This window comes from Pedobacter nototheniae (assembly GCF_004335085.1).
Taxonomy (GTDB): Bacteria; Bacteroidota; Bacteroidia; order Sphingobacteriales; family Sphingobacteriaceae; genus Pedobacter; species Pedobacter nototheniae.
In genome coordinates, this window is the sequence record NZ_RQRS01000024.1 from 70,799 (window position 1) to 91,102 (window position 20,304).

21 protein-coding genes are annotated in these 20,304 nt (G+C 33.9%); 12 read left to right on the top strand and 9 right to left on the bottom strand.

The genetic code is table 11. The features are described 5' to 3' along the window. Positions 1-112: 112 nt before the first annotated feature. Together EHC72_RS18580 and EHC72_RS18585 are read right to left on the bottom strand one after the other, a co-directional pair. Positions 113-958 carry a DUF6929 family protein gene (locus EHC72_RS18580; protein WP_131539208.1) on the bottom strand — a complete coding sequence of 282 codons (846 nt, stop codon included), beginning with the start codon at positions 956-958 and terminating at the stop codon, positions 113-115. A 66-nt stretch (positions 959-1,024) separates the two neighbouring features. Beyond that, positions 1,025-1,987 (bottom strand): isopenicillin N synthase family dioxygenase, encoded by a 963-nt coding sequence (locus tag EHC72_RS18585; RefSeq protein WP_131539209.1) that lies wholly within the window; start codon positions 1,985-1,987, stop codon positions 1,025-1,027. Positions 1,988-2,245: 258 nt separating this feature from the next. Here EHC72_RS18585 and msrA point away from each other — a divergent pair, with 258 nt between their 5' ends. The 7 genes from msrA to EHC72_RS18620 all read left to right on the top strand — a co-directional run bounded on the left by msrA (position 2,246) and on the right by EHC72_RS18620 (position 8,417). Continuing rightward, a complete protein-coding gene (msrA, locus tag EHC72_RS18590; protein WP_131539210.1) occupies positions 2,246-2,845 on the top strand; it encodes a peptide-methionine (S)-S-oxide reductase MsrA in 600 nt (199 codons plus the stop codon). Between the two features lie 86 nt (positions 2,846-2,931). Continuing rightward, positions 2,932-3,282, top strand: coding sequence for a VOC family protein (locus EHC72_RS18595; protein ID WP_131539211.1), 351 nt, complete (start codon positions 2,932-2,934; stop codon positions 3,280-3,282). 85 nt (positions 3,283-3,367) lie between these two features. Further along, positions 3,368-4,828, top strand: coding sequence for a cysteine--tRNA ligase (cysS, locus tag EHC72_RS18600; RefSeq protein ID WP_131539212.1), 1,461 nt, complete (start codon positions 3,368-3,370; stop codon positions 4,826-4,828). A gap of 48 nt (positions 4,829-4,876) precedes the next feature. Then, on the top strand, positions 4,877-5,863 hold the full coding sequence (locus EHC72_RS18605; protein WP_211660333.1) for a M28 family peptidase: 987 nt from the start codon (positions 4,877-4,879) through the stop codon (positions 5,861-5,863). Between the two features lie 80 nt (positions 5,864-5,943). Then, positions 5,944-6,801 (top strand): nuclear transport factor 2 family protein, encoded by an 858-nt coding sequence (locus EHC72_RS18610; protein WP_131539213.1) that lies wholly within the window; start codon positions 5,944-5,946, stop codon positions 6,799-6,801. A gap of 52 nt (positions 6,802-6,853) precedes the next feature. Then, positions 6,854-7,543: a WG repeat-containing protein gene (locus EHC72_RS18615; protein ID WP_211660334.1), complete on the top strand. Its 690-nt coding sequence runs from the start codon at positions 6,854-6,856 to the stop codon at positions 7,541-7,543. Next, a complete protein-coding gene (locus EHC72_RS18620; RefSeq protein ID WP_246029464.1) occupies positions 7,524-8,417 on the top strand; it encodes a glycerophosphodiester phosphodiesterase family protein in 894 nt (297 codons plus the stop codon). Before EHC72_RS18615 ends, EHC72_RS18620 begins: the two co-directional genes overlap by 20 nt. A gap of 88 nt (positions 8,418-8,505) precedes the next feature. Here EHC72_RS18620 and EHC72_RS22755 read toward each other — a convergent pair whose 3' ends face one another. From EHC72_RS22755 to EHC72_RS18645, 6 genes are all read right to left on the bottom strand, one after another. Then, complete coding sequence (locus tag EHC72_RS22755; RefSeq protein ID WP_165585873.1) at positions 8,506-8,673, bottom strand: hypothetical protein; 168 nt, start codon at positions 8,671-8,673, stop codon at positions 8,506-8,508. A 302-nt stretch (positions 8,674-8,975) separates the two neighbouring features. Then, entirely contained in the window at positions 8,976-9,461 is a 486-nt protein-coding gene (locus tag EHC72_RS22760) for a DinB family protein (protein WP_165585874.1), read from the bottom strand. A 58-nt stretch (positions 9,462-9,519) separates the two neighbouring features. Continuing rightward, on the bottom strand, positions 9,520-10,053 hold the full coding sequence (locus EHC72_RS18630) for a hypothetical protein (RefSeq protein ID WP_131539214.1): 534 nt from the start codon (positions 10,051-10,053) through the stop codon (positions 9,520-9,522). Between the two features lie 128 nt (positions 10,054-10,181). Beyond that, positions 10,182-11,144 carry an AAA family ATPase gene (locus EHC72_RS18635; protein WP_131539215.1) on the bottom strand — a complete coding sequence of 321 codons (963 nt, stop codon included), beginning with the start codon at positions 11,142-11,144 and terminating at the stop codon, positions 10,182-10,184. A gap of 5 nt (positions 11,145-11,149) precedes the next feature. Further along, positions 11,150-12,508, bottom strand: a complete 1,359-nt coding sequence (locus tag EHC72_RS18640; protein ID WP_131539216.1) for a peptidylprolyl isomerase — start codon at positions 12,506-12,508, stop codon at positions 11,150-11,152. A gap of 58 nt (positions 12,509-12,566) precedes the next feature. Further along, positions 12,567-13,136 (bottom strand): hypothetical protein, encoded by a 570-nt coding sequence (locus EHC72_RS18645; RefSeq protein ID WP_246029465.1) that lies wholly within the window; start codon positions 13,134-13,136, stop codon positions 12,567-12,569. Between the two features lie 122 nt (positions 13,137-13,258). Between EHC72_RS18645 and EHC72_RS18650 the strand changes: the two genes are divergently transcribed. Both EHC72_RS18650 and EHC72_RS18655 read left to right on the top strand, forming a co-directional pair. Beyond that, complete coding sequence (locus EHC72_RS18650; protein ID WP_131539217.1) at positions 13,259-13,909, top strand: hypothetical protein; 651 nt, start codon at positions 13,259-13,261, stop codon at positions 13,907-13,909. Between the two features lie 40 nt (positions 13,910-13,949). Next, positions 13,950-14,531 carry a non-canonical purine NTP diphosphatase gene (locus tag EHC72_RS18655; RefSeq protein ID WP_131539218.1) on the top strand — a complete coding sequence of 194 codons (582 nt, stop codon included), beginning with the start codon at positions 13,950-13,952 and terminating at the stop codon, positions 14,529-14,531. Positions 14,532-14,643: 112 nt separating this feature from the next. Here EHC72_RS18655 and EHC72_RS18660 read toward each other — a convergent pair whose 3' ends face one another. Next, complete coding sequence (locus EHC72_RS18660) at positions 14,644-16,905, bottom strand: OstA-like protein (RefSeq protein ID WP_131539219.1); 2,262 nt, start codon at positions 16,903-16,905, stop codon at positions 14,644-14,646. Positions 16,906-16,970: 65 nt separating this feature from the next. Here EHC72_RS18660 and tilS point away from each other — a divergent pair, with 65 nt between their 5' ends. The 3 genes from tilS (at position 16,971) to bshA (ending at position 20,111) form a co-directional block, all read left to right on the top strand. Then, positions 16,971-18,302 carry a tRNA lysidine(34) synthetase TilS gene (gene tilS, locus EHC72_RS18665; protein ID WP_131539220.1) on the top strand — a complete coding sequence of 444 codons (1,332 nt, stop codon included), beginning with the start codon at positions 16,971-16,973 and terminating at the stop codon, positions 18,300-18,302. After that, on the top strand, positions 18,303-18,788 hold the full coding sequence (locus tag EHC72_RS18670) for a hypothetical protein (RefSeq protein WP_131539221.1): 486 nt from the start codon (positions 18,303-18,305) through the stop codon (positions 18,786-18,788). A 180-nt stretch (positions 18,789-18,968) separates the two neighbouring features. Continuing rightward, complete coding sequence (gene bshA / locus EHC72_RS18675) at positions 18,969-20,111, top strand: N-acetyl-alpha-D-glucosaminyl L-malate synthase BshA (protein ID WP_131539222.1); 1,143 nt, start codon at positions 18,969-18,971, stop codon at positions 20,109-20,111. Positions 20,112-20,304 lie beyond the last annotated feature (193 nt).

A 20,304-nucleotide genomic window follows, 5' to 3' on the forward strand; every position in this document is an offset into this window, starting at 1 on the left:
CGTTAAAAATATAAGAAAATTTAGGAGAGATTAGGGGTTTTACGGAATTACAACAAAAACCGAAATCTAAAGTAATGAAACAGATTTTATAAAAACAAAAAAAGCACTAAGTTTAATAATGGCTTAACACAAGTTTATAAATTGTCGTTTTCAGTTCTTCCGTATCTCTATCTTCACACAACAGAAATTCAATAGAATTCTCTGAGCTTTTAAAAAGAGAAATGCCTTCAAACTTATGATTGCCGCTAATTTTATGCGCAAAATTTATCTTTAAGGATTTTGAGTTTATGCTGCCAATAAAACTGCCTAATATTTCTCCATCGTTAAAGGTTGACGTTGTATCTTCAGCAGCAGCTATAAAATAAATATCGCCATTGTGGAGTATGGCATCAGTAAAAGAAGCATTTATGTGTTTAATGTTAGGAAGTGCAATCGGATGAAAGCTAACTTTTTTTGCATTCACTAATTTTCTGTCGGCGATTTTGAATATCCCGTTTTTAGAATTTAATCCATTGCCACGATTAAAAAGAAACCATTCTTCTCCAGTAAAAATAGCCCCTTCGATATTAAAATTCTGGTCATCAATAAGTGATTCAGCCTTTAGTAATTTATAAGTTTCGTGAAGATTAGTTGTGGTTATAGTCCCAGTTAGTAAATCATATTCAATCAATGAATTTCTTTCAGGTCTGGAGCCCGAACCTAAAATGTATAAGGTGTTGCCGAAATTACAAAGTACTTCAAAATCGGGTTTTTGTGCCTTTGGAATATTTTCAAGCGGTCTTAAATCTGATGTCGGTAAGATTTGTATTTTATTTAAAACGCCTGTTTTAACATTGTATTGATTTAAATAACCGCTGTTATCGCCAATAACATATAGTAAATCGTGATTTAGGAATAAACCTGATGCGGCACCTATTCCTTCTATTTCAGCGAAAATATTTAAATCTGTTTTATGCATTTTAAAAGGTAATAAAAAAAGCGCCAAATTTCTTCGGCGCTTTATGTTTTTTTGATTAGGATTGAACTATTTTTTTAATCCAATCTCTCTTAATCTTTCGTCAAGATATTCGCCAGCAGTCATATCACTATACACTTTTGGGTGTTCAGCATCAATGGTTGATGGTAAACTTGTTAAATCCATATCACTGCGAGGGTGTAAGAAGAAAGGAACCGAAAAACGTGAAGTTTTCATCAATTCGCGTGGAGGATTAACAACTCTATGCGTAGTAGATTTTAATTTGTTATTGGTTAAACGTTGCAACATATCGCCCACATTTACCACAATATCCGTATGGTGCGCTTTAATTGGCAGCCACTCATTGCTGCGGGTTAAAACTTCTAAACCATCAGCACTAGCTCCAATTAATAAGGTAATTAAATTAATATCTTCATGGGCACCCGCACGTACGGCATCATCAGGAATCAACTCAGGGTTTTCAATTGGGAAATAATGAATACCTCTTAAAATAGAGTTCCCATTGTGAACATGCTTATCGAAATAATCAATAGGCAACTCTAAATAGGTTGCAATGGCACGTAAAAGGTAAGTTCCATTTTCCTGTAGCTTCCTGTAAATATCGCCAGTAACTTTATTAAAATCTGGTAATTCTTCTAAAACCTCATTGTCAGGATATTCATCTTTCACCGGATCGCCATCTGTAACTTCCTGTCCAATTTGCCAAAACTCTTTTAAGTCTGGCGTTTTTGCACCTTTAGCCGTTTCTTTGCCGGCGCTTGTGTAACCACGCTGACCAGCAAGTTCAGGTTTTTCATATTTACGTTTAGTCTCTACCGGTAAAGCAAAAGCCGCTTTAATATTTTCGTAAAGTTTATCAATCAAATCTTGGCTTAAGCCATGATTGGTAATGGTAACAAAACCCGAATCGTTAAAAGCACGACCAAGTTCATCAGAAAATTTTTTGCGTTCTTGTTCGTTGCCGTTAATGTACGAGCCTAAATCTAAACAAGGGATATAAGGTGTAGACATATTTTTATATTTTATTGTGTTACGAATTTAAAAAAGAATTGTTGATAAGTGCGTTGTTGTTGTATTTTTTGAATTTAAAATTTTGATAAACAGTTGTTTAAGTTATTAACAATTTGCTTTTAATTACTGGATTTTGGCGTTTGTCATATAAAATCCATTATTAAACAGATAAAAACTTTAGCTGTTTTTATTTCGTATAATTAGTTAAAGAAAGAAATTGTTGATTACGATAAATTGCTTGTAGAAGGCACACACATTATGAAAAGAATAATTTTAATTTTATTAGCAGTTTTAGCCTTAAACCAGGCAAATGCCCAAGGCAAAAAAACTGAGAAAGCAACATTTGGTATGGGATGTTTTTGGTGTACAGAAGCCATCTTTCAAAAATTAAAGGGTGTTGTTTCAGTAAAATCTGGTTACGAGGGCGGTAAATTGGCAAATCCCACTTATGAAGAAGTTTGTACTGGTTTTACAGGGCATGCTGAGGTTTTGCAAATAACTTATAATCCGCAGGTAATAAGCTATTCTGATTTATTGGAAGTTTTTTGGAAGAGCCACGATCCAACAACTTTAAACCGTCAGGGCGCAGATAGTGGTACTCAATATCGTTCTGTAATTTTTTACAATAATGATGAACAAAAGCAATTGGCAGAAAAATATAAAGCAGAGTTAAATAAAACAAATGCTTACGGTAAGCCTGTTGTAACTGCTATTGAAGCCGAAAAACCATTTTATGTGGCAGAAAATTATCATCAAAACTATTACAAAAGAAATGGTGATGCCCCTTACTGCAGATTGGTGATTTTGCCAAAACTAGAAAAGCTTGAAAAAGTTTTTAAATCAAAACTAAAGAGTTAATTTTTGAGGTTTAATATGGATCCCGTGATTTTTGTCACGGGATTTTTTTGTTTAAAAACGTAAATTACGGCAATAATTTTATTCTCATGGTTAAGCGTATCGTTTCAAATATTAACACTTTGGATGTAGAAAAGGCTGCATCTTTTTATCAGGATATTTTAGGATTGGATTTATTAATGAACCACGGTTGGATTGTGACTTATGGAGATAATAATCAAAAAATGGATATTCAAGTCAGCTTTGCAGCCGAAGGTGGTTCAGGAACACCTACGCCAAACTTATCTATTGAAGTTGATAATTTAGAAGAAATTTTAGAACGCATAAAAGTAGCAGGTTTCTCAATTGAATATGGCCCTATTGATGAGCCTTGGGGCGTTAGAAGGTTTTATACAAGAGATCCCTTTGGGCAGCTTATTAATATTTTATGCCACATTTGATTGATCAAATGTCAATTAAGCAATTTATCCAACTAAACAATTAGCATATCTTAAACTTTCCGGCAGTAAATATTACATTTGCAATATGAATACAGGCTTGCAGCTTTACAACACATTATCCCGTAAAAAAGAAATTTTCGAACCCTTAAATGCACCCAATGTTGGGATGTATGTTTGCGGTCCAACTGTTTATAGCGATGTGCATTTGGGCAATTGTCGCACCTTTATATCTTTCGATTTAATTTTTAGATACCTTAAATATTCAGGCTTTAAAGTTCGTTATGTACGTAATATTACCGATGCCGGCCATTTGGAAGGAGATAGAGATGAGGGAGATGACAAATTTGCAAAACGAGCTAAACTAGAGCAGTTAGAGCCTATGGAAATTGTGCAGAAATACACATTAGGTTTCCATGATGTTTTGCGCATGTTTAATACTTTGCCGCCAAGTATCGAGCCCACGGCTACTGGTCATATTATTGAGCAGATAGAAATGATTAAGGTAATTATTGAAAATGGTTACGGTTATGAAATTGACGGTAACGTATATTTTGATGTAGAGAAATACAGTAAAAGCTATAATTACACCATATTAACCAACCGCAATTTGGAAGATATGTTAAATAATACCCGCGAACTTGGTGGACAAGATGAAAAACGCGGTCGTTTAGATTTTGCACTTTGGATTAAAGCTAAGCCTGAAACCTTAATGCAATGGCAATCGCCGTGGGGAATGGGATTTCCGGGTTGGCACATTGAGTGTTCTGCCATGAGTGCTAAATATTTAGGTGAAGAATTTGATATTCATGGTGGTGGTATGGATTTGGCAGCAACACATCATACCAATGAAATTGCTCAATCTGAAGCATGCAGTCATCACCAGCCAGCAAAATATTGGATGCACACCAATATGCTTACGGTTAATGGAACCAGAATGTCTAAATCAGCAGGTAATGGTTTCCTACCGTTTGAATTATTTACCGGAAATCATCCTTTGTTAAGAAAGGGATATAGTCCAATGACGGTTAAATTCTTTATGCTACAAGCACATTACCGTAGTACTTTAGATTTTTCTAATGATGCACTTGATGCCTCAGAGAAAGGTTTCCGCCGGTTAATGAGTGCTGTTAATTTACTTGAAAAATTATCTCCATCTGAACAAAATGATTTTGACATCGATGCGTTAAAAGAAAAGTGCATCGTAGCCATGAATGATGATTTTAATAGTCCGGTATTAATTGCCGAATTGTTTGAAGCCGTTCGAATTATTAATACAGTTTATGATGGTAAAGCCAAAATTTCTGCTGAAGCTTTAGAGAAATTAATTCAGCTGATGCAGGATTTTGTTTTCGATATTTTAGGTTTGAAAGATGAAGAAAGCAGTAATACCGATTTAAATGGTGTTTTGGATATGATTATCAACATTAGAAAAGAAGCCAAAGAAAATAAGGATTACGCTACATCTGATAAGATTAGAATAGGTTTACAAGATTTGGGTATCCAATTAAAAGATAGTAAAGAAGGTACAACATGGAGTAAGGCGTAGTTGCTGAGGCCAAATTGCTTGGTTTCTTTAGATAACTGCAATAATATAATGATGAATAAAAAACTTTTAATATTGCCTGTAATTGCCCTTATCGGTTTGCAGGCATGTAAGGATACAAAAAAAACAACAGAAGAAACCACTTCAACGCCTCAGGAAGTTAAATTGGTTTCTCCTGAATTTAATGCTGATAGTGCTTATGCTTTTACCAAAGCACAAGTAGATTTCGGACCTAGAATCCCTGGGACAGCTGCACACCAAAAATGTGCAGATTATCTGGTTAAAAAGTTAAAATCATTTGGAGCAACTGTTAAAATTCAAGGTGAAAAAACATCTACTTATGACGGTAAAAGCTTTGAGCTAAAAAATATATTGGCAAGTTTTAATCCAGATAAAAAGAATCGGGTTTTAATTACTGCCCATTGGGATGCTCGTCCGTTTTCTGATCAAGATACTGACCCTGCAAATCATAATAAACCTTTTGATGCAGCAAATGACGGTGGGAGTGGAGTAGGTGTTATTCTAGAAATGGCTCGTCAAATTCAACAAAAGCAACCCAATGTTGGTGTAGACTTTGTGCTTTGGGATCTGGAAGATTATGGGAAAGCTAATGATGAATCTCCTGATGAAATTACGTGGTGCTTAGGATCACAATATTGGGCTAAAAATGCCGCAGCAACGGGCTATAAAGCGATTTACGGCATTAATTTGGATATGGTAGGCGGTGGAAACGCACAATTTACCCAAGATGAAATATCAAGAACTGCCGCTCCTGATGTGGTAAAAAAGGTTTGGGATATTGGAAATGAAATTGGCTATGCATCCTATTTTGTAAATATCCCATCAGGAAGATTGGTTGATGACCATGTTTGGGTAAATAAAGCTGCTGTACCATGCATAGATATTATTCATTACAACGATAACGGTGGCTTTTATATCAACTGGCATACTCAATTAGATAATTTGGCAAATATTGACAAAAATACACTTAAAGCTACAGGTCAAACTGTGCTTGAAACCATCTATCGCGAAAAATAAATTGTGTATTTGTTAATTACTTTTAAAAAAAACAGACAAAAGAAAATTTTATATTCGCCAAACATAACATTAAACAACTCATGAAGAAATTATTTTCAACAACAATAGCTGTTGCTTTAGCCGTTAGCGCCTTTGCTCAAAAAAGTGATGGAACAACTAAATCTCTTGTCAGCGCAGAGAAAGATTTTGCTAAATCAATTGCTAAAAATGGAGATAAAGAATCTTATTTAGAATATTCATCTGCAAATGCATTGGTTTTTAGACCAAATCCTGTTAGTGCTAAAACTTTTTATACATCGCAAGATAAAGGAATAAATGGGGTTACCTGGGAACCAAATTTAGCTAGAGTATCACGCAGTGGCGATTGGGGCTTTACAACAGGTCCATATCAAATAGATGGTGCCGAGAAAAAATATGGACAATATTTATCCATTTGGAAAGCCGAAAACGGTAAATGGAAATTGGCTATTGATTTAGGAACTTCAAGCAACAAACCTTTAAATAAGGTAAATGATAATTTTGTTGAACCTAAAGATCATTTCTTACCAAAATTTAGAAATGAAAAAGAGCTAAAGGCTAGTCGTGATATTATTTTAACCACAGAGAAAACGTTAAATACGATGTTAAAAACACACGGTATTGCTGCTTTTGGAGGTTTTTTAACGGCTGATGCTCGTTTACTTTTTCCAGGTAATGAAGCCATTGAAGGTAAAGGAAAAATCCTTGCCTTTTACAACGGAATGATTGATAAGATCAATTTAAAAACCACTGGTGCAGATAAATCTCTAGGTAGCGATTTTGCCTATACTTATGGAGTAGCAACTATCGATTATAAAACTGATTTACGCGAAAGCTTTAACTACGTTTTTATTTACGAAAAAGCCGCAGATCATAGCTGGAACTTAATTGTACAAGCTTTTGTACCTGCTGAAAGATAATTTAATGTGAATTTTAAAAGGGGCTATCTTTAAAAAAAGTGGCCCTTTTTTTATGCCTTTATTTGTAAATTACGGCCCTGATAAAATCAATTTGAGAAAAATAATTACCATAATATTAATGCTGATTTGTTTTTTTGCAATCGCACAGAAAAAGCAAAAAGACTACTTAATTTCTTTTAATGATACTATTGCAGGAAAGGTTTTAATTGGCTATAAAAATCTAAAAGGAGATGTAATTATTCCTGCAAGATATACCGGATATGGCGATGTTGATACACTTTATGATTTTACAACTGTAAGCTTAAAAGATTCGGGCTTGTTGGTAATTGATAGAACTGGAAAGCATATTCTCAGGCCTTTTATTTACGATAACGGTCCTGATTATATTGAAGAAGGATTGTTTCGCTTTGTTGAAAATAATAAAATTGGTTTCGCAAATGCGAAGTATAAAAAGGTAATTCCGGCAACATTTGATTTTGTAACACCGTTTAAAAACGGGCTGGCAGAATATACAATTGGTGGGCATAAAGTAAGAGAAGGAGAACACTGGTATTGGAGTGGGGGTCATGAAGTTGGTTTTATTAACCACTCAGGTCAGAAATTTAAGAAAGTAAATGACCTTAAAGGGAAACAAAGATTAGCCTGGACTACAAGCAACAAACAAGTTTTATTGGATAGTAAAGGCAATATAATAAAATGGTATAAACCTAATTTAAAAAGAATTGAAACACATAAAAAATAGGATTTTAGTTATCGGCGTACTCTCTTTTTTTAGTTTAACTGCTATTGCTCAAAAACAAAAATTTGACGTACAAGGTAAAGCTGGTTGCCGTGGCATAATGCCCGAAAATACGGTTCAAGGGATGTTAAAAGCTTTAGATTTGGGCGTAACGACCTTAGAAATGGATGCCGTTATATCCAAAGATAAACAAGTTGTATTATCTCAAGAGCCTTATTTTAATAACGAAATTTCTTTACAACCTAACGGTAAGGCCATTACTTTTAAAGATCAGAAAAACTTCAACATCTATAAAATGGATTATGAAGAAGTTAAGAAATTTGATGTAGGCAGTAAAGTTCATGCACGTTTTCCTGGGCAAATGAAATTTAAGGCTTACAAACCTTTGCTTTCTGAAACTATTGATGCCGTTGAAGCCTATGTTAAGGAAAATAAGCTAGCTAAACCTGTGTATAGCATTGAAACTAAAACCATAAAAAATGGCGATAATGAGTTTCAGCCAGAACCAGCGGAATTTGTAGATCTAATTATGGAAATCGTTAACCAGAAAAAAATATCTAAACGCGTAATTATTGAGTCCTTTGATATGAGAACACTTCAGTATTTGCATGAAAAATATCCGAAAATTCAAACTTCCTTGCTAATTGATGAAAAAGAACCATTCGAGGATTATATTGAAAAACTAGGTTTTAAACCAACTATTTATAGCCCATATTCTGTTTTGGTAGGAAAAGGGTTGGTAGATAGATGCCATGAAATGGGTATTAAGATTATTCCATGGACCGTAAATACCTTAAAGGAAATTGAATATTTTAAAAGCTTGGGTGTTGACGGTATTATTACCGATTATCCCAACTTAATGAAGCAATTTGATTAAATTTTGCCACAAAAAAAGCGATGAATCTCATCGCTTTTTTTATTTCCTTACAATATTAAGTTAAATAACTAAAAATTGTTAATGCAGCTTAGTGGTGTGCTTCAGTTTTTTCGTGAGCCGGTGCAGCCTCTTCATGGTTAAATATTGGTCTTGTAAAAGCAAAAACTAATATTAAAACAAGAATCCAGGCAGTTAAAGGTAGTGCCCAAATGCCTTTAGTTTCCAAAGATGGTTTATGTGTATCGTGACTTGACATATCTATATTTTTTGAATTAATAATCTGTTTTGAAAATTAGGATAAAGATAATAACAATGTTTAAAATATAAAGACTTTATAAAGCTCTTTAAGTTTCTAATTAGAGATTTCTTCGTTTTTAATAAATAGAAGTACTTAGATAATTTATTGCATTACCATAATAAGTATAATTCATTTTCATTTTGATCTTCAGTTGATCCCTTTCTCTTTTAAGTACCCTTGTAAAAACTCTACTTTCAATAATGATTTCAGCTTTTTTTAGAATGGAATTTTTGCTTGCCAGTTTTTTGAAAATGAACAGTTTAAAAATTATTTTTTATGATGTTTTTGATCTGCCTTCTATGTCTTAAAACATGAACAATAGCGTGTTCCATCAACTGATCTACATCATATTGTTGCCCCCAACGAGTATTAATTTTTTTATCATTATTAAACTCTTCCAAAACGATAGTTGGATTTTTAATAAATAAGTTTTCACAATAGTTGAAGGCTAAATTTAACTTTTCAATATATGCAGCAATCTCATCTCCAATGAAATAATCCGGCCTAGTTGTATCTATGCCAATCCAATTTTCTATATAAACTGAATAACTGTATGAAGAGGAAACAACGTGACTTAAAATGGTTTGTATCGATCTGCAATCTGTGTCTGTTGCGTTAGGGTCAATAATTCTGGTAAGTTGAGAAGAACTTAAAGGAGTTATAATGACAATTAATTCGTCAATTGCTTTTTTATATTCATCTAAAAGTGCAGCAATTGCACCATGAGGTTTGTTGGAATCAATCATCAAAACAAATATAATTTTTTACCTCGATGATTGATTATTATCTATTAGAATTGTAGAATTAATTTGCTGCAGGATCGATAAGTTCTGTAGTAATGGATAAGGATTTTAAAAGGTTTTTATTGTCAAAAAGAAGTGTAACATAATGTTTTTCCTTTTTAAAGGTAAGTTTTGCACCACCTGAAAATAAGCTGCCTTCACCAAGTTTTTCTTTTTTAGCGTTGTACTTACTAAACTTAGCAACACTTTCCTGAATCGTTGTCTTATTCATTGTTAATCCAAATGGTAAGCCCGAAACAACTACAAATTTATCGTCAGGAATATCGAATGACATTTCATTTATGCTTTTGTTTTTTCCAAGACTGCAATAAAGTTCTAAGCCTGATTTTGTAAGCCATTTAGCATATTGTTCTTCGTTGGCATCTTCGTAAAAAACGGTTTTAGCATTTAAGGCAGCCGAAATTTTAGCGGGTGTTTGAGGGAAAATGAATTCTCCATTTTGGTTTAATAAGGAGTTTAAACCGGCGCTTTTTTGGGCAAATGCAGTAAAGGTTAGTAGTTGTAAAAGTAGGATGGTTAATGTTTTAATTTTCATAGGAATTGTTTTAATGTTTAAACGGTTATAGTTTAAAGATATTAAATTATATAAACTGATGAAAATATAAACGAACCTCAACGCTTGAGGTTTAATAAGGTATAGAACTTTATAAAGGAAGATTAATTTTATAAAAGATCTTTAATAATCTTTTCGATTGATAAGCCTTCAGCTTCTGCACGGTAGTTACGCACAATACGGTGACGTAAAATTGGTTCGGCAACAGCTTGCACATCTTCAATATCAGGAGCATATTTACCCGAAATTGCCGCGTGGCATTTAGCACCTAATACTAAAAATTGCGATGCACGAGGACCAGCGCCCCAACTTATGTATTTGTTAACAGCATCAGTTGCAAACTCACTATTTGGACGAGTTTTAGACGCCAATTTAACTGCGTATTCCAATACATTATCAGTTACTGGAATATCACGAATCAGCTTTTGGAAATACTGAATGTCCTCTGCCTGAATAATTTTTTGTAATTGAACGCTTTTATTACTTGTGGTATTTTTAACAATATTAAGTTCATCTGCAAAAGCAGGATAATTTAATTGAATGTTAAACATAAAACGATCTAATTGCGCTTCTGGTAGGGGATAGGTACCCTCTTGCTCAATTGGATTTTGTGTGGCTAAAACAAAAAATGGTTTAGGCAAAACATGTGTTTGTCCGGCTGCGGTAACAGATTTCTCCTGCATGGCTTCCAAAAGGGCAGCCTGAGTTTTTGGAGGAGTACGATTAATTTCATCGGCAAGGATGATATTAGAAAAAACAGGCCCTTTTATAAATTTAAAGTGCCTGTCTTCTCCTAAAATTTCAGCACCGATAATGTCGCTTGGCATTAAATCAGGTGTGAATTGAATACGATTAAAATTAAGATCAAGAACGGCAGCAACGGTTTGTACCAATAAAGTTTTGGCTAATCCTGGTACACCAACCAATAGGCAATGCCCATTGCTAAAAATGGCGATTAAAACAGATTTAATGACATCATCCTGTCCAACTACAACTTTGCCTATCTCGGCTTTAATATTGTCGAAAGATTGGTGAAGCGCATCAACAGCTTCTACTTCGTTCTTATACTGCATTTATTTTATTTTGCGGCTGTGTGTTTAGTCCAAATTTTTAATTCGTTGCAGGTGTTAAATTCATCGTCAATTTTAATGTAAGTACTTTCACGACGTTTTTCAAACCACTCGCTTAAAGTACGATTAATTTTATCACTTTGTGCAGCGTCTCTAATTTTTGGAAAATCCTGAACTAAGTTTGCTTTGTGTGGTGGTATTTTAGATTTTAAATATAAAATACGGTAACCTTGTTTACCATCAGGAGATGAAAATAAATCTGGTTTAGAAATACCACCAACTTTCATTGTATCTATAACTAAAAACACTGCTGGGTCTAATTTATCAACTGGAATAATAGTGCTTCTAGCTTGTACATTTTCAGCGTTAAGCATCATACCACCATTATACTTAGTTTCCTTATCATCAGAATATAAGTTAGCAGCTGCAGCAAAAGTTAATTTATTACCGATTATTCTATTGTAAATACTATCTGCATGAAGTTTTAAACGAGTTAAACTTTCAGGTGTAGTTTGAGGTCTGATTAAGATGTGGCGTGCATGCACTTGTTCTCCACGGCGTTCGATCACCTGTAAGATATGGAAACCAAATTCGGTTTCAAAAACTGGCGAAATTTCTCCTGCTTTTAATTTAAAAGCCCAGGCTGTAAATTCTTTTGCCATTGTACTTCTATCAAAAAAACCTAAATCACCACCATCAGCGGATGATCCTGGATCTTCAGAGTATGTTTTTGCTAAAACACCAAAGTCATCACCACTTTTAACACGTAAGCGCAAAGCTTCAATTTTATCGTGGAATCTTTGTTTTTCGGCTTTACTTAATTGTGGGTTTAAAACAATTTCTCCAACCTCAACTTCTGTATTAAATTCAGGAATACTATCACCTAAAGTTTTGAAGTATTTTTCAACCTCCATAGGTGTAACGTTGATATTTTCGGTAATTTTACCTTGCATTTTTTGTGCAATCAACTCATCTTTTACCGATGGTCTTATCTCATCTTTATATTGAAGAATAGATTTGTTTAAGAATTGTTCCAAGCGCTCTTGTCCGCCTGCACGTTGCATACTATAACGCATACGTTTATTTACCTCGTCATCAACCTGGTTATCTTCAACCATTACCGAGTCAATTTCTGCCTGTTGTTTAAGCAATTTTTGCGTTAAGGTATTTTGTAAAATTCTACATTTAATATCGGTATTGGGCGGGTTGCCTTGATAAAGATATTGGGTGTATTGTTGGTTTAAATCTGACAGCAGGATGATGTTATTACCTACTACAGCAGCAACTTTATCAATATTATGCTTTTGGGCGAAGCCATTAAAAAACATGCTAATTAGAGCAATTGCTACTAAAGAAACTTTCTTCATTCTATTTATTATATTTTGCAAATTTAATATTAATGGTTTAATTAACTAATGCTTTAAATTACAGCTTGGCAAGCTTTTTTAATTCACTTTCGTTAACCTTAACCTGATATTTATCTTTAAGGCTTTTAAGCCATTTTTCTTCCAAAGCCTGTTGATAATCGGCAACAACGTGCCCTCTTATCTCTGCTAATGGTTTATTATAGTTTTGTTTGTTATTCGTATAAAACTCGCTAATGGCCTGTTCATCTTCCTGGGCTTTGTTCCAGATTTTTTCTTCAGATACATTAAACATCAAAACACCTTCGCGGTATTCATTTATTAGGTAATTAAAATCTTTACCGCTCGATGTTGCCTTTTTATGGGTAACTAAAGCATCTTCATAAGTTTTAATTTCTTCGAGATAGGTTGGGTTTTTATCTAATCCCATCTCACGGGCATCCAAAACTTTTAATTTAAAATTAATATATAAATTTAAATAAGCCTTCAAGTTTTCATAATCAGAACTAATGTTCCCATTATGGCTCTTTTTGTAAGTCCAGATAAACTCCTTGCTACTTAATGCTTTGCCGTTAATGGTGGCTACATTTTGTGCAGTAGAAATGTTATAAACCAGGCTAAGAACAAACAAGCAATAAGCTTTTCTCACGCAGAAGACTCTATAAATTTTAATGGATAAAAGTAACAATTAGCGGCGCTATTATAAGATATTTAACTAATTTTAACAGAAATTATTATACTACAAAAATACGAATGGAAAACCAGGTTACCAACAATGCTAATGCTTTACGTTTATTTTTTACTGAAGATGTTTTTTTAGTAGAAGATAAAAGCGTTAAAATAGAGCCTGCAGTTCGTTTGGAGCCTGTTTTAGAACCTCAGGTAGATTTTAAAACAGCTGCCAATCAACCTGTTCAAAATGTTGTAAATGAGGGTATTTCTTTAAATAAAAGCGAAAATCCAGTTAAAGCATACCCTGAAAATGGCGTAAAAACACCTGTTGTAGAAGAGCCCGCAGCAGAAAAAGTGTTTAAGTTTTTAGGTGGTAATAAGAAAGCGGTACTAATTTTAGTTAATGATAAAAATAACGATGTAAGCACGGAACAAGGCCGAGAATTACTTCGTAAAATTGTTAAGGCTGTGGAACTTGCCACTCCAGATTTCGCTTTGCTTAATTATGCAAATTATAGCGGAACTAACTTTATAGAGTTACATCAGTTTTTTAAGCCTCAATTAATGCTGGCTTTTGGAGTGGCTACAACTGATTTGAACTTAAATTTAAAGTGGCAGCACGAAATTATTGTACACGAAACTACCCGAATGATTTTTGCACCTGAACTGCACGAACTCGATGGTGATTTAAATGCAAAAAAATCTCTTTGGGGTAACTTGAAAAAACTATAGTTGCCTTCACATTCTATTCCTTTTAATCAAAATTATATTCATGAATAAGCTAGTCTTCGCGACCAATAATCAACATAAAACAGCTGAAATTCGTTCTGCCCTTCAAGGAAAATATGAAGTGCTTAATCTACAGGATATTGGCTGTTTTACCGATATTCCTGAAACAGAAGAAACTTTTGCCGGTAATGCTGCATTAAAAAGCAAATATGTTGTAGAGCATTATGATTTAGATTGCTTTGCAGATGATAGTGGTTTGGAAATTGAGGCCTTAAATAATGAGCCTGGTGTTTATTCTGCCCGTTATGCTGGTACGCGAGATAGTATGGATAATATAAATCTTGTTTTAGAAAAATTGAATGGTGTTGAAAATAGAAAGGCAAGATTTAAGACGGTGATTTCATTGATGCAAAATGGAGAAAATCATTTTTTTGAAGGGGTAGTAGAAGGTACCATTCGTACTGAATTAAGTGGTGTTGAGGGTTTTGGTTATGACCCGATTTTTGAACCAAATGGTTATGATATTACCTTTGCTGAAATGCGCTTGGAAGAAAAAAATAAAATCAGCCACCGTGGCATTGCTCTAAAAAAGATGATTGATTTTCTGAAGGAAAGTGCTGGATAATCTGAAAAGTACAGAAACATACCCACCGCATGCTTCTATATTTGTGCATATAAATTCCAACTAATATTGCTTAAAATAGGTTCAGGATGGCGGTTTTAGGCTGATTATGAGTTTACTGTACCTTTAAATCTTTCTCTTTAATTACTTTTATACTATCCTTTTTTGGGAATATTGGCTTAATTCCAAAGTTTGTTGTATCGGGTTTGGCTAAAGGCTTTTGTGCTATTTTTCCTTTATCGACAGAATCTTTTGGTACATCAGTTTTTGCGGGCGGCGCACTTGGTTTTGTTGCTGCAGCAGGTACAGGAGTTACTTTTTTTGCTGGGATCTTAGGTTTCGATTTGCGCATCATCTTTTCTGATGAGCCAATAGCATCCTTCTTAGATTTTGGTCTTTCGGTAGGCTTCCAAGAAAAACCTTTTAAAACGTTATCCTTTTTAACAGTGTTTTCTGGATTTAGGGCACCCTCGATGCTTTTTATATAAACAATATCATCAATATCGTTCTCCTTAAACACAAACTTTATACGGCTACTCACCGTCTGGTTCATTTCTTTATATACTTTGGTGCTATCATCCTGTGTATAATAAATACTTTCTGCGTTACCATCCACATAAAGGTTTTTAAGCTTTCCGTCTGCAAAGAAACCTGTCATAAATCTCCCTTTAATTTGGTTAAAACGAAGTGAATCTGCTGGTGTATTCACTAAAAAAGCATTTCTAAAGGCTTGAAGATTATTTAACTTATTCTTTTTAAACTGCACGTAAATTGTATCACCAACCTGCTGTGATCCTTCCGACCAAATGATTGGATTGATAAAGCATCGCAGGGTAGAATCGCCGCTGGTATAAAATAAGCTGTCGGTTTTAGCCTGTATATTGCTTTTATAGATTTTAACACCGTGGTAGGCTTTTATAATCCTTGCCTGAACGGTATCAGCCGGATTAAATTTAGCGGTATCTGTTTTTAAGCCTGTTGTTTTAATATTATTAATCAGCTTATTTGACGATTGGGTTATAGATGCTTTATTTAAACTTTTAACGATGCTATCAGGCTTAATTTTAGGAATATTTTTTATAGCAGAATCAACCTTTGCTTTCAATACAGGATCTTTTTTTAAGCTGTCAGTTTTAGCCTTCAGTAAATTAATTGGTATAGAATCTACTTTTGATTTTAAACTATCGACGTTTTTTTTGGAAAGGACATCAATTTTATCCTTTAAATTATCGTCATCTTTAGGCTTACTTTTAGATTTCTTATTTCCCTCTTTTTTATCTAGCGGTATCTTTTTATCTTCTATGTTTTTTGGATTATTTCCAATTTTCGGTTCACCCTTTTCCTTTTTAGCACCACCATCTTCATCATCATCGCCCACCTGGTTATCTGCCTTAATGGATATTTTAGGAACCAGTTTTATTGTTTTTTGCAAAACCATTTGAGTTTCCAACGTATCTGCACCAAGCCATAAACTATCCGGTCGCTTTTTCCCTTTTACTAAAATAGAATCTTCAGTACCGATACCTAAATATGCATTTCTGGTTACTAAAGTTCGTTGATCTATTTTATAGTAATAGCCCAAATCGCCGAACATTTTCATTTTATCCTTTGTGTCAGAAAAAACAATGTTTTTTACGGCTTTTCCATAACCAATTTTACCGTAATAATATAAGCTATCTCCTTTTAAAGATCTGGTACCTTGAGTATACAAGTTCTTCTTACCAAAATAGGCATCCTCAGTGGTTGTATTGTAGGCACCATTTTCGGTATATAAATTATCATCCTTACCTTTAATATTGGTTGGACCGTAGAAATAAGTCCATTTGGTATCTAGGTTATAGCGCATCGTATCCGATTTTATCGTTGCCTGCGGTGTAAGCACCAATACATTATACCTGAAATATGAATCGCTACTGGTGTTAAAATAGTATCCGTTTTTACTGGTGAGGGTTACATCCTGCGTTACAATTTTTCCGCCTGTGGTATAAGTTCCAATTTTACTAACCATATCATAATCCAGGATATTAGTCGTTAAAACCGATTTAGGATCAGTCATTTTAACATTTCCTGTTAAATGTGCATGTTTTTTATTCCCATCATATTCCAGCTGATCTGAATAAATATCAGTGGTTAACTGGTTTATATGTACGTTTTTGTACGCCTCAAAGTAATTGCGTTCACTGTAATAAACAGCACTATCACAAGTAAGGGTAGCATTATCTTGTTGAAAAACGGGATTTTTAAGATAGTTAATCTTTTTCTTGAAATCACCCTGGATTTGAGCGTAAGAAAGAATTTTAATAACCGATCCTTTTTGCTGACCGAATAATAAAACGGGGCTAATCAGTAAAAATAAAAAGACAAATAATTTTTGCACCCTACAAAGTTAGTTTTTTGTTCCGAACGTTCGGAATAACAGTTAAAATTAAATATTTTTGATGAATGTTACCCTTACAGCAATTTCAGGATTTTATCAGCAAAGAACAGTTGTTTACAAAAGATGATAAAATTCTTTTAGCAGTAAGTGGCGGTCGGGATTCAGTTTTAATGTTGCATCTTTTTAAAGCACTCGGCATTCGCGTTGGTGTAGCACATTGCAATTTTAATTTACGTGGTGAAGAAGCCCAGCGAGATGAACATTTTGTTAAAATGTTAGCCCACAATTTCGATGTTCCATTTTATGTAACGCATTTTGAAACAAAAAAATATGCATCTCAACATAAAATTTCTACCCAAATGGCTGCCAGAGATTTGCGTTACCAATGGTTTGAAACACTCCGCAAAACTGAAGGCTACCATTATATTGCCCTAGCACAGCACCAAAACGACGCAATAGAAACCGTTTTAATTAATTTAGTGCGTGGTACAGGAATTAGTGGTTTGCATGGTATTTTACCTAAAAGAGATTTTTTAATCCGGCCATTACTGTTTTTAAACAGAGCGGAAATAGATCAGCTTATTGAAAGTAATCATATAGATTATGTTGAAGATGGATCTAACAAAAGTACAGACTATACTCGAAATAAGCTCCGGCTAGAGGTTATACCGTATTTGAAGGAAATAAACCCTAATCTCGAGAATACCTTTGCTCAAAATATTGCTAGATTCTCTGAAATTGAAACTTTTCTCAAAACGCAGGTTGAAGTTTTATCAAATGCATTACTTCAAAACAAAACTGATGGTATTTATATTGCTTTGGATGATATAATTGCATTAAAACCTAGGCAACTATTGCTTTTTGAGTTATTAAAGCCTTTCAATTTTACAAATTTAGTAGTAGCAGAAATTCTAAGTAGTATTCATGCTTTAAGTGGAACGCATTTTTTTAGTGAAAGCCATCAGGCCATTATCGATCGTAAACATTTAATTATTGCCGAAAGAGCAAATTTAAATCAGGAGCATCAAATTATTCATCCAGCAACGGAAAAAGTTAATTTTATGGGAAACGAAATCAAAGTATCGTTTTCAGATAACTTAGCCTTTGAAACGGTAAAAAATAAGGCTTTTGCAGATTTTGATAAGCTTATTTTTCCTTTGGTATTAAGAAGTTGGCAACATGGAGATAAATTTATTCCTTTGGGAATGCGTAATTTTAAGAAAATAAGCGACTTTTTTATCAATGAGAAGTTACCTTTGCACTTAAAGGAAATAACGCCAATATTAATTAACGGCAACGGCGAGGTAATTTGGGTTGCTGGTATGCGCCAGGATAACCGCTATAAACTAACTAAGGCAACCAAAAAAGTTGTTATATTCGAACTCAAAATAAATTAATTGGAAAGCAAGTACGCATATATAGAAAAACAATACATCGGCAGAGATTATGTTCGCATATTTATTAGGCTGATTATGGCTGCATTTTGTTTTGCCGCCTATGTTTACGAACGCGATCGTGATAATACACAAGATCTTTTCTTAGTAGTGGGTTTTGGTATTATTGGCGTTTCAATGATTTTACTATTCCTTATTCAGTATAAAATAGTGGTGGATAATAAAAGTTTAATTTTAGATGGACTTTGGACCACCAAAAAAGTTAAAATAGATTTAAATAGTATTGTTGATGTGCGTAAAGGCATTTACAGTCGCTATTTTTTTAATAATCCAGTTTATAACTTACATACAAAAGGTACCATTCGCTTTTATTCTTCGGGCAAAGATGCGGTAGTTTTAACTGATAGGGATGGTTTAGAATATTTTATTGGTACTCAAAGACCAAATGAATTATTACTGGTTATTAAAGATGAAATGAGCAAAATTTAATTAAGCTAAAATATTAGAAAGCCCCATTTTTGGGGCTTTTTTTGTTTAAAAATATTCAAGTTTTTATTGCTTTAAATTACGTAATCTCTACCTAATACCTCGACTTTATTATTGCATTATACCGACATGCATAATAGACTAAAATCGGCTACATTTGTGCTAACAACAATACATTTTAAAATGAAGATAGGAATTGTTTGTTACCCCACTTTTGGCGGTAGCGGCGTGGTAGCAACAGAATTGGGAAAGGCTTTGGCTAACGAAGGTCATCAGGTTCATTTTATAACCTACAGCCAGCCCGCAAGGCTCGATTTCTTCTCTGCTAATTTATTTTATCATGAGGTTTCCGTTCGGGATTACCCATTGTTTGATTATGCCCCTTACGAATCGGCGCTGGCCAGTAAATTGGTAGATGTTGTTCGGTTTGAACAATTGGATGTTTTGCACGTACATTACGCCATTCCTCACGCATCTGCGGCATTTATGGCAAAGCAAATATTAGCCAGTTATGGTATTCATATTCCAGTTGTAACCACTTTACACGGTACTGATATTACGTTGGTAGGTAAAGATCCAACCTATAAACCTGTGGTAACTTTCTCTATTAATCAAAGTGATGGCGTAACTACGGTATCTCAAGATTTGAAAGAAGATACCTTTAAACACTTCGAAATTACCAAGGATATTAAGGTTATTCCCAACTTTATAGATTTTAGTCGTTTCAGTTTACAAGCAAAAGATCACTTTAAAAAGGCTATTGCACCTAATAACGAAAGAATTTTAATCCATACCAGCAATTTTAGAAAGGTAAAACGCACGGCAGATGTGATTCGGATTTTTGAAAAAGTACAAGCAGAAATTCCATCTAAACTATTAATGGTAGGCGATGGGCCAGAAAGAGTTTATGATGAGCAACTTTGCCGTACTTTAGGTATTTGCGATCATGTGCGCTTTTTAGGTAAACAAGATGCTATTGAAGAAATTCTTTCCGTTTCGGATTTATTCTTAATGCCATCAGAATCTGAAAGTTTTGGATTGGCAGCCTTAGAGGCTATGGCTTGCAAAGTTCCTGTAATTACCACAAATGCAGGCGGTTTGCCAGAGTTAAATGTAGATGGCTTTTGTGGTTTTATGAGTAATGTTGGTGATGTTGATGATATGGCATCACATGCGATTGAAATTTTAAAGGATGATGCTACGCTGAAACAGTTTAAAGAAAACGCATTTAAAAGAGCGCAAGATTTCGATTTAAAGAAAATCCTACCATCTTACGTTGATTTCTATAAGGAAGTAATAGAAAAATCATTACAAGCAAAATATTAGAATTTGGTTTTAAGTAGGTTAAAAGCTTATATTTAGGCTTTGGAGGCTGTTTTGTGAAAAAATAATCTTCGATTGGATAACGTAGAACAAGATCAAACGTTTGTCTTTTTCAGAAGAATTTAGATGGTTTTTTAGCCGAAATCATAATTTTTAACCTCAAAATACTTCCAAAGTTTCGGTTTTACAGCCGAAT

Excerpts from the sequence above, each read along its gene's own strand:
- EHC72_RS18580 (WP_131539208.1), bottom strand. The coding sequence starts at position 958 with ATGCATAAAACAGATTTAAATATTTTCGCTGAAATAGAAGGAATAGGT.
- EHC72_RS18585 (WP_131539209.1), bottom strand. The coding sequence starts at position 1,987 with ATGTCTACACCTTATATCCCTTGTTTAGATTTAGGCTCGTACATTAAC.
- msrA (WP_131539210.1), top strand. The coding sequence starts at position 2,246 with ATGAAAAGAATAATTTTAATTTTATTAGCAGTTTTAGCCTTAAACCAG.
- EHC72_RS18595 (WP_131539211.1), top strand. The coding sequence starts at position 2,932 with ATGGTTAAGCGTATCGTTTCAAATATTAACACTTTGGATGTAGAAAAG.
- cysS (WP_131539212.1), top strand. The coding sequence starts at position 3,368 with ATGAATACAGGCTTGCAGCTTTACAACACATTATCCCGTAAAAAAGAA.
- EHC72_RS18605 (WP_211660333.1), top strand. The coding sequence starts at position 4,877 with ATGATGAATAAAAAACTTTTAATATTGCCTGTAATTGCCCTTATCGGT.
- EHC72_RS18610 (WP_131539213.1), top strand. The coding sequence starts at position 5,944 with ATGAAGAAATTATTTTCAACAACAATAGCTGTTGCTTTAGCCGTTAGC.
- EHC72_RS18615 (WP_211660334.1), top strand. The coding sequence starts at position 6,854 with ATGCCTTTATTTGTAAATTACGGCCCTGATAAAATCAATTTGAGAAAA.
- EHC72_RS22755 (WP_165585873.1), bottom strand. The coding sequence starts at position 8,673 with ATGTCAAGTCACGATACACATAAACCATCTTTGGAAACTAAAGGCATT.
- EHC72_RS22760 (WP_165585874.1), bottom strand. The coding sequence starts at position 9,461 with ATGATTGATTCCAACAAACCTCATGGTGCAATTGCTGCACTTTTAGAT.
- EHC72_RS18630 (WP_131539214.1), bottom strand. The coding sequence starts at position 10,053 with ATGAAAATTAAAACATTAACCATCCTACTTTTACAACTACTAACCTTT.
- EHC72_RS18635 (WP_131539215.1), bottom strand. The coding sequence starts at position 11,144 with ATGCAGTATAAGAACGAAGTAGAAGCTGTTGATGCGCTTCACCAATCT.
- EHC72_RS18640 (WP_131539216.1), bottom strand. The coding sequence starts at position 12,508 with ATGAAGAAAGTTTCTTTAGTAGCAATTGCTCTAATTAGCATGTTTTTT.
- EHC72_RS18650 (WP_131539217.1), top strand. The coding sequence starts at position 13,259 with ATGGAAAACCAGGTTACCAACAATGCTAATGCTTTACGTTTATTTTTT.
- EHC72_RS18655 (WP_131539218.1), top strand. The coding sequence starts at position 13,950 with ATGAATAAGCTAGTCTTCGCGACCAATAATCAACATAAAACAGCTGAA.
- tilS (WP_131539220.1), top strand. The coding sequence starts at position 16,971 with ATGTTACCCTTACAGCAATTTCAGGATTTTATCAGCAAAGAACAGTTG.
- bshA (WP_131539222.1), top strand. The coding sequence starts at position 18,969 with ATGAAGATAGGAATTGTTTGTTACCCCACTTTTGGCGGTAGCGGCGTG.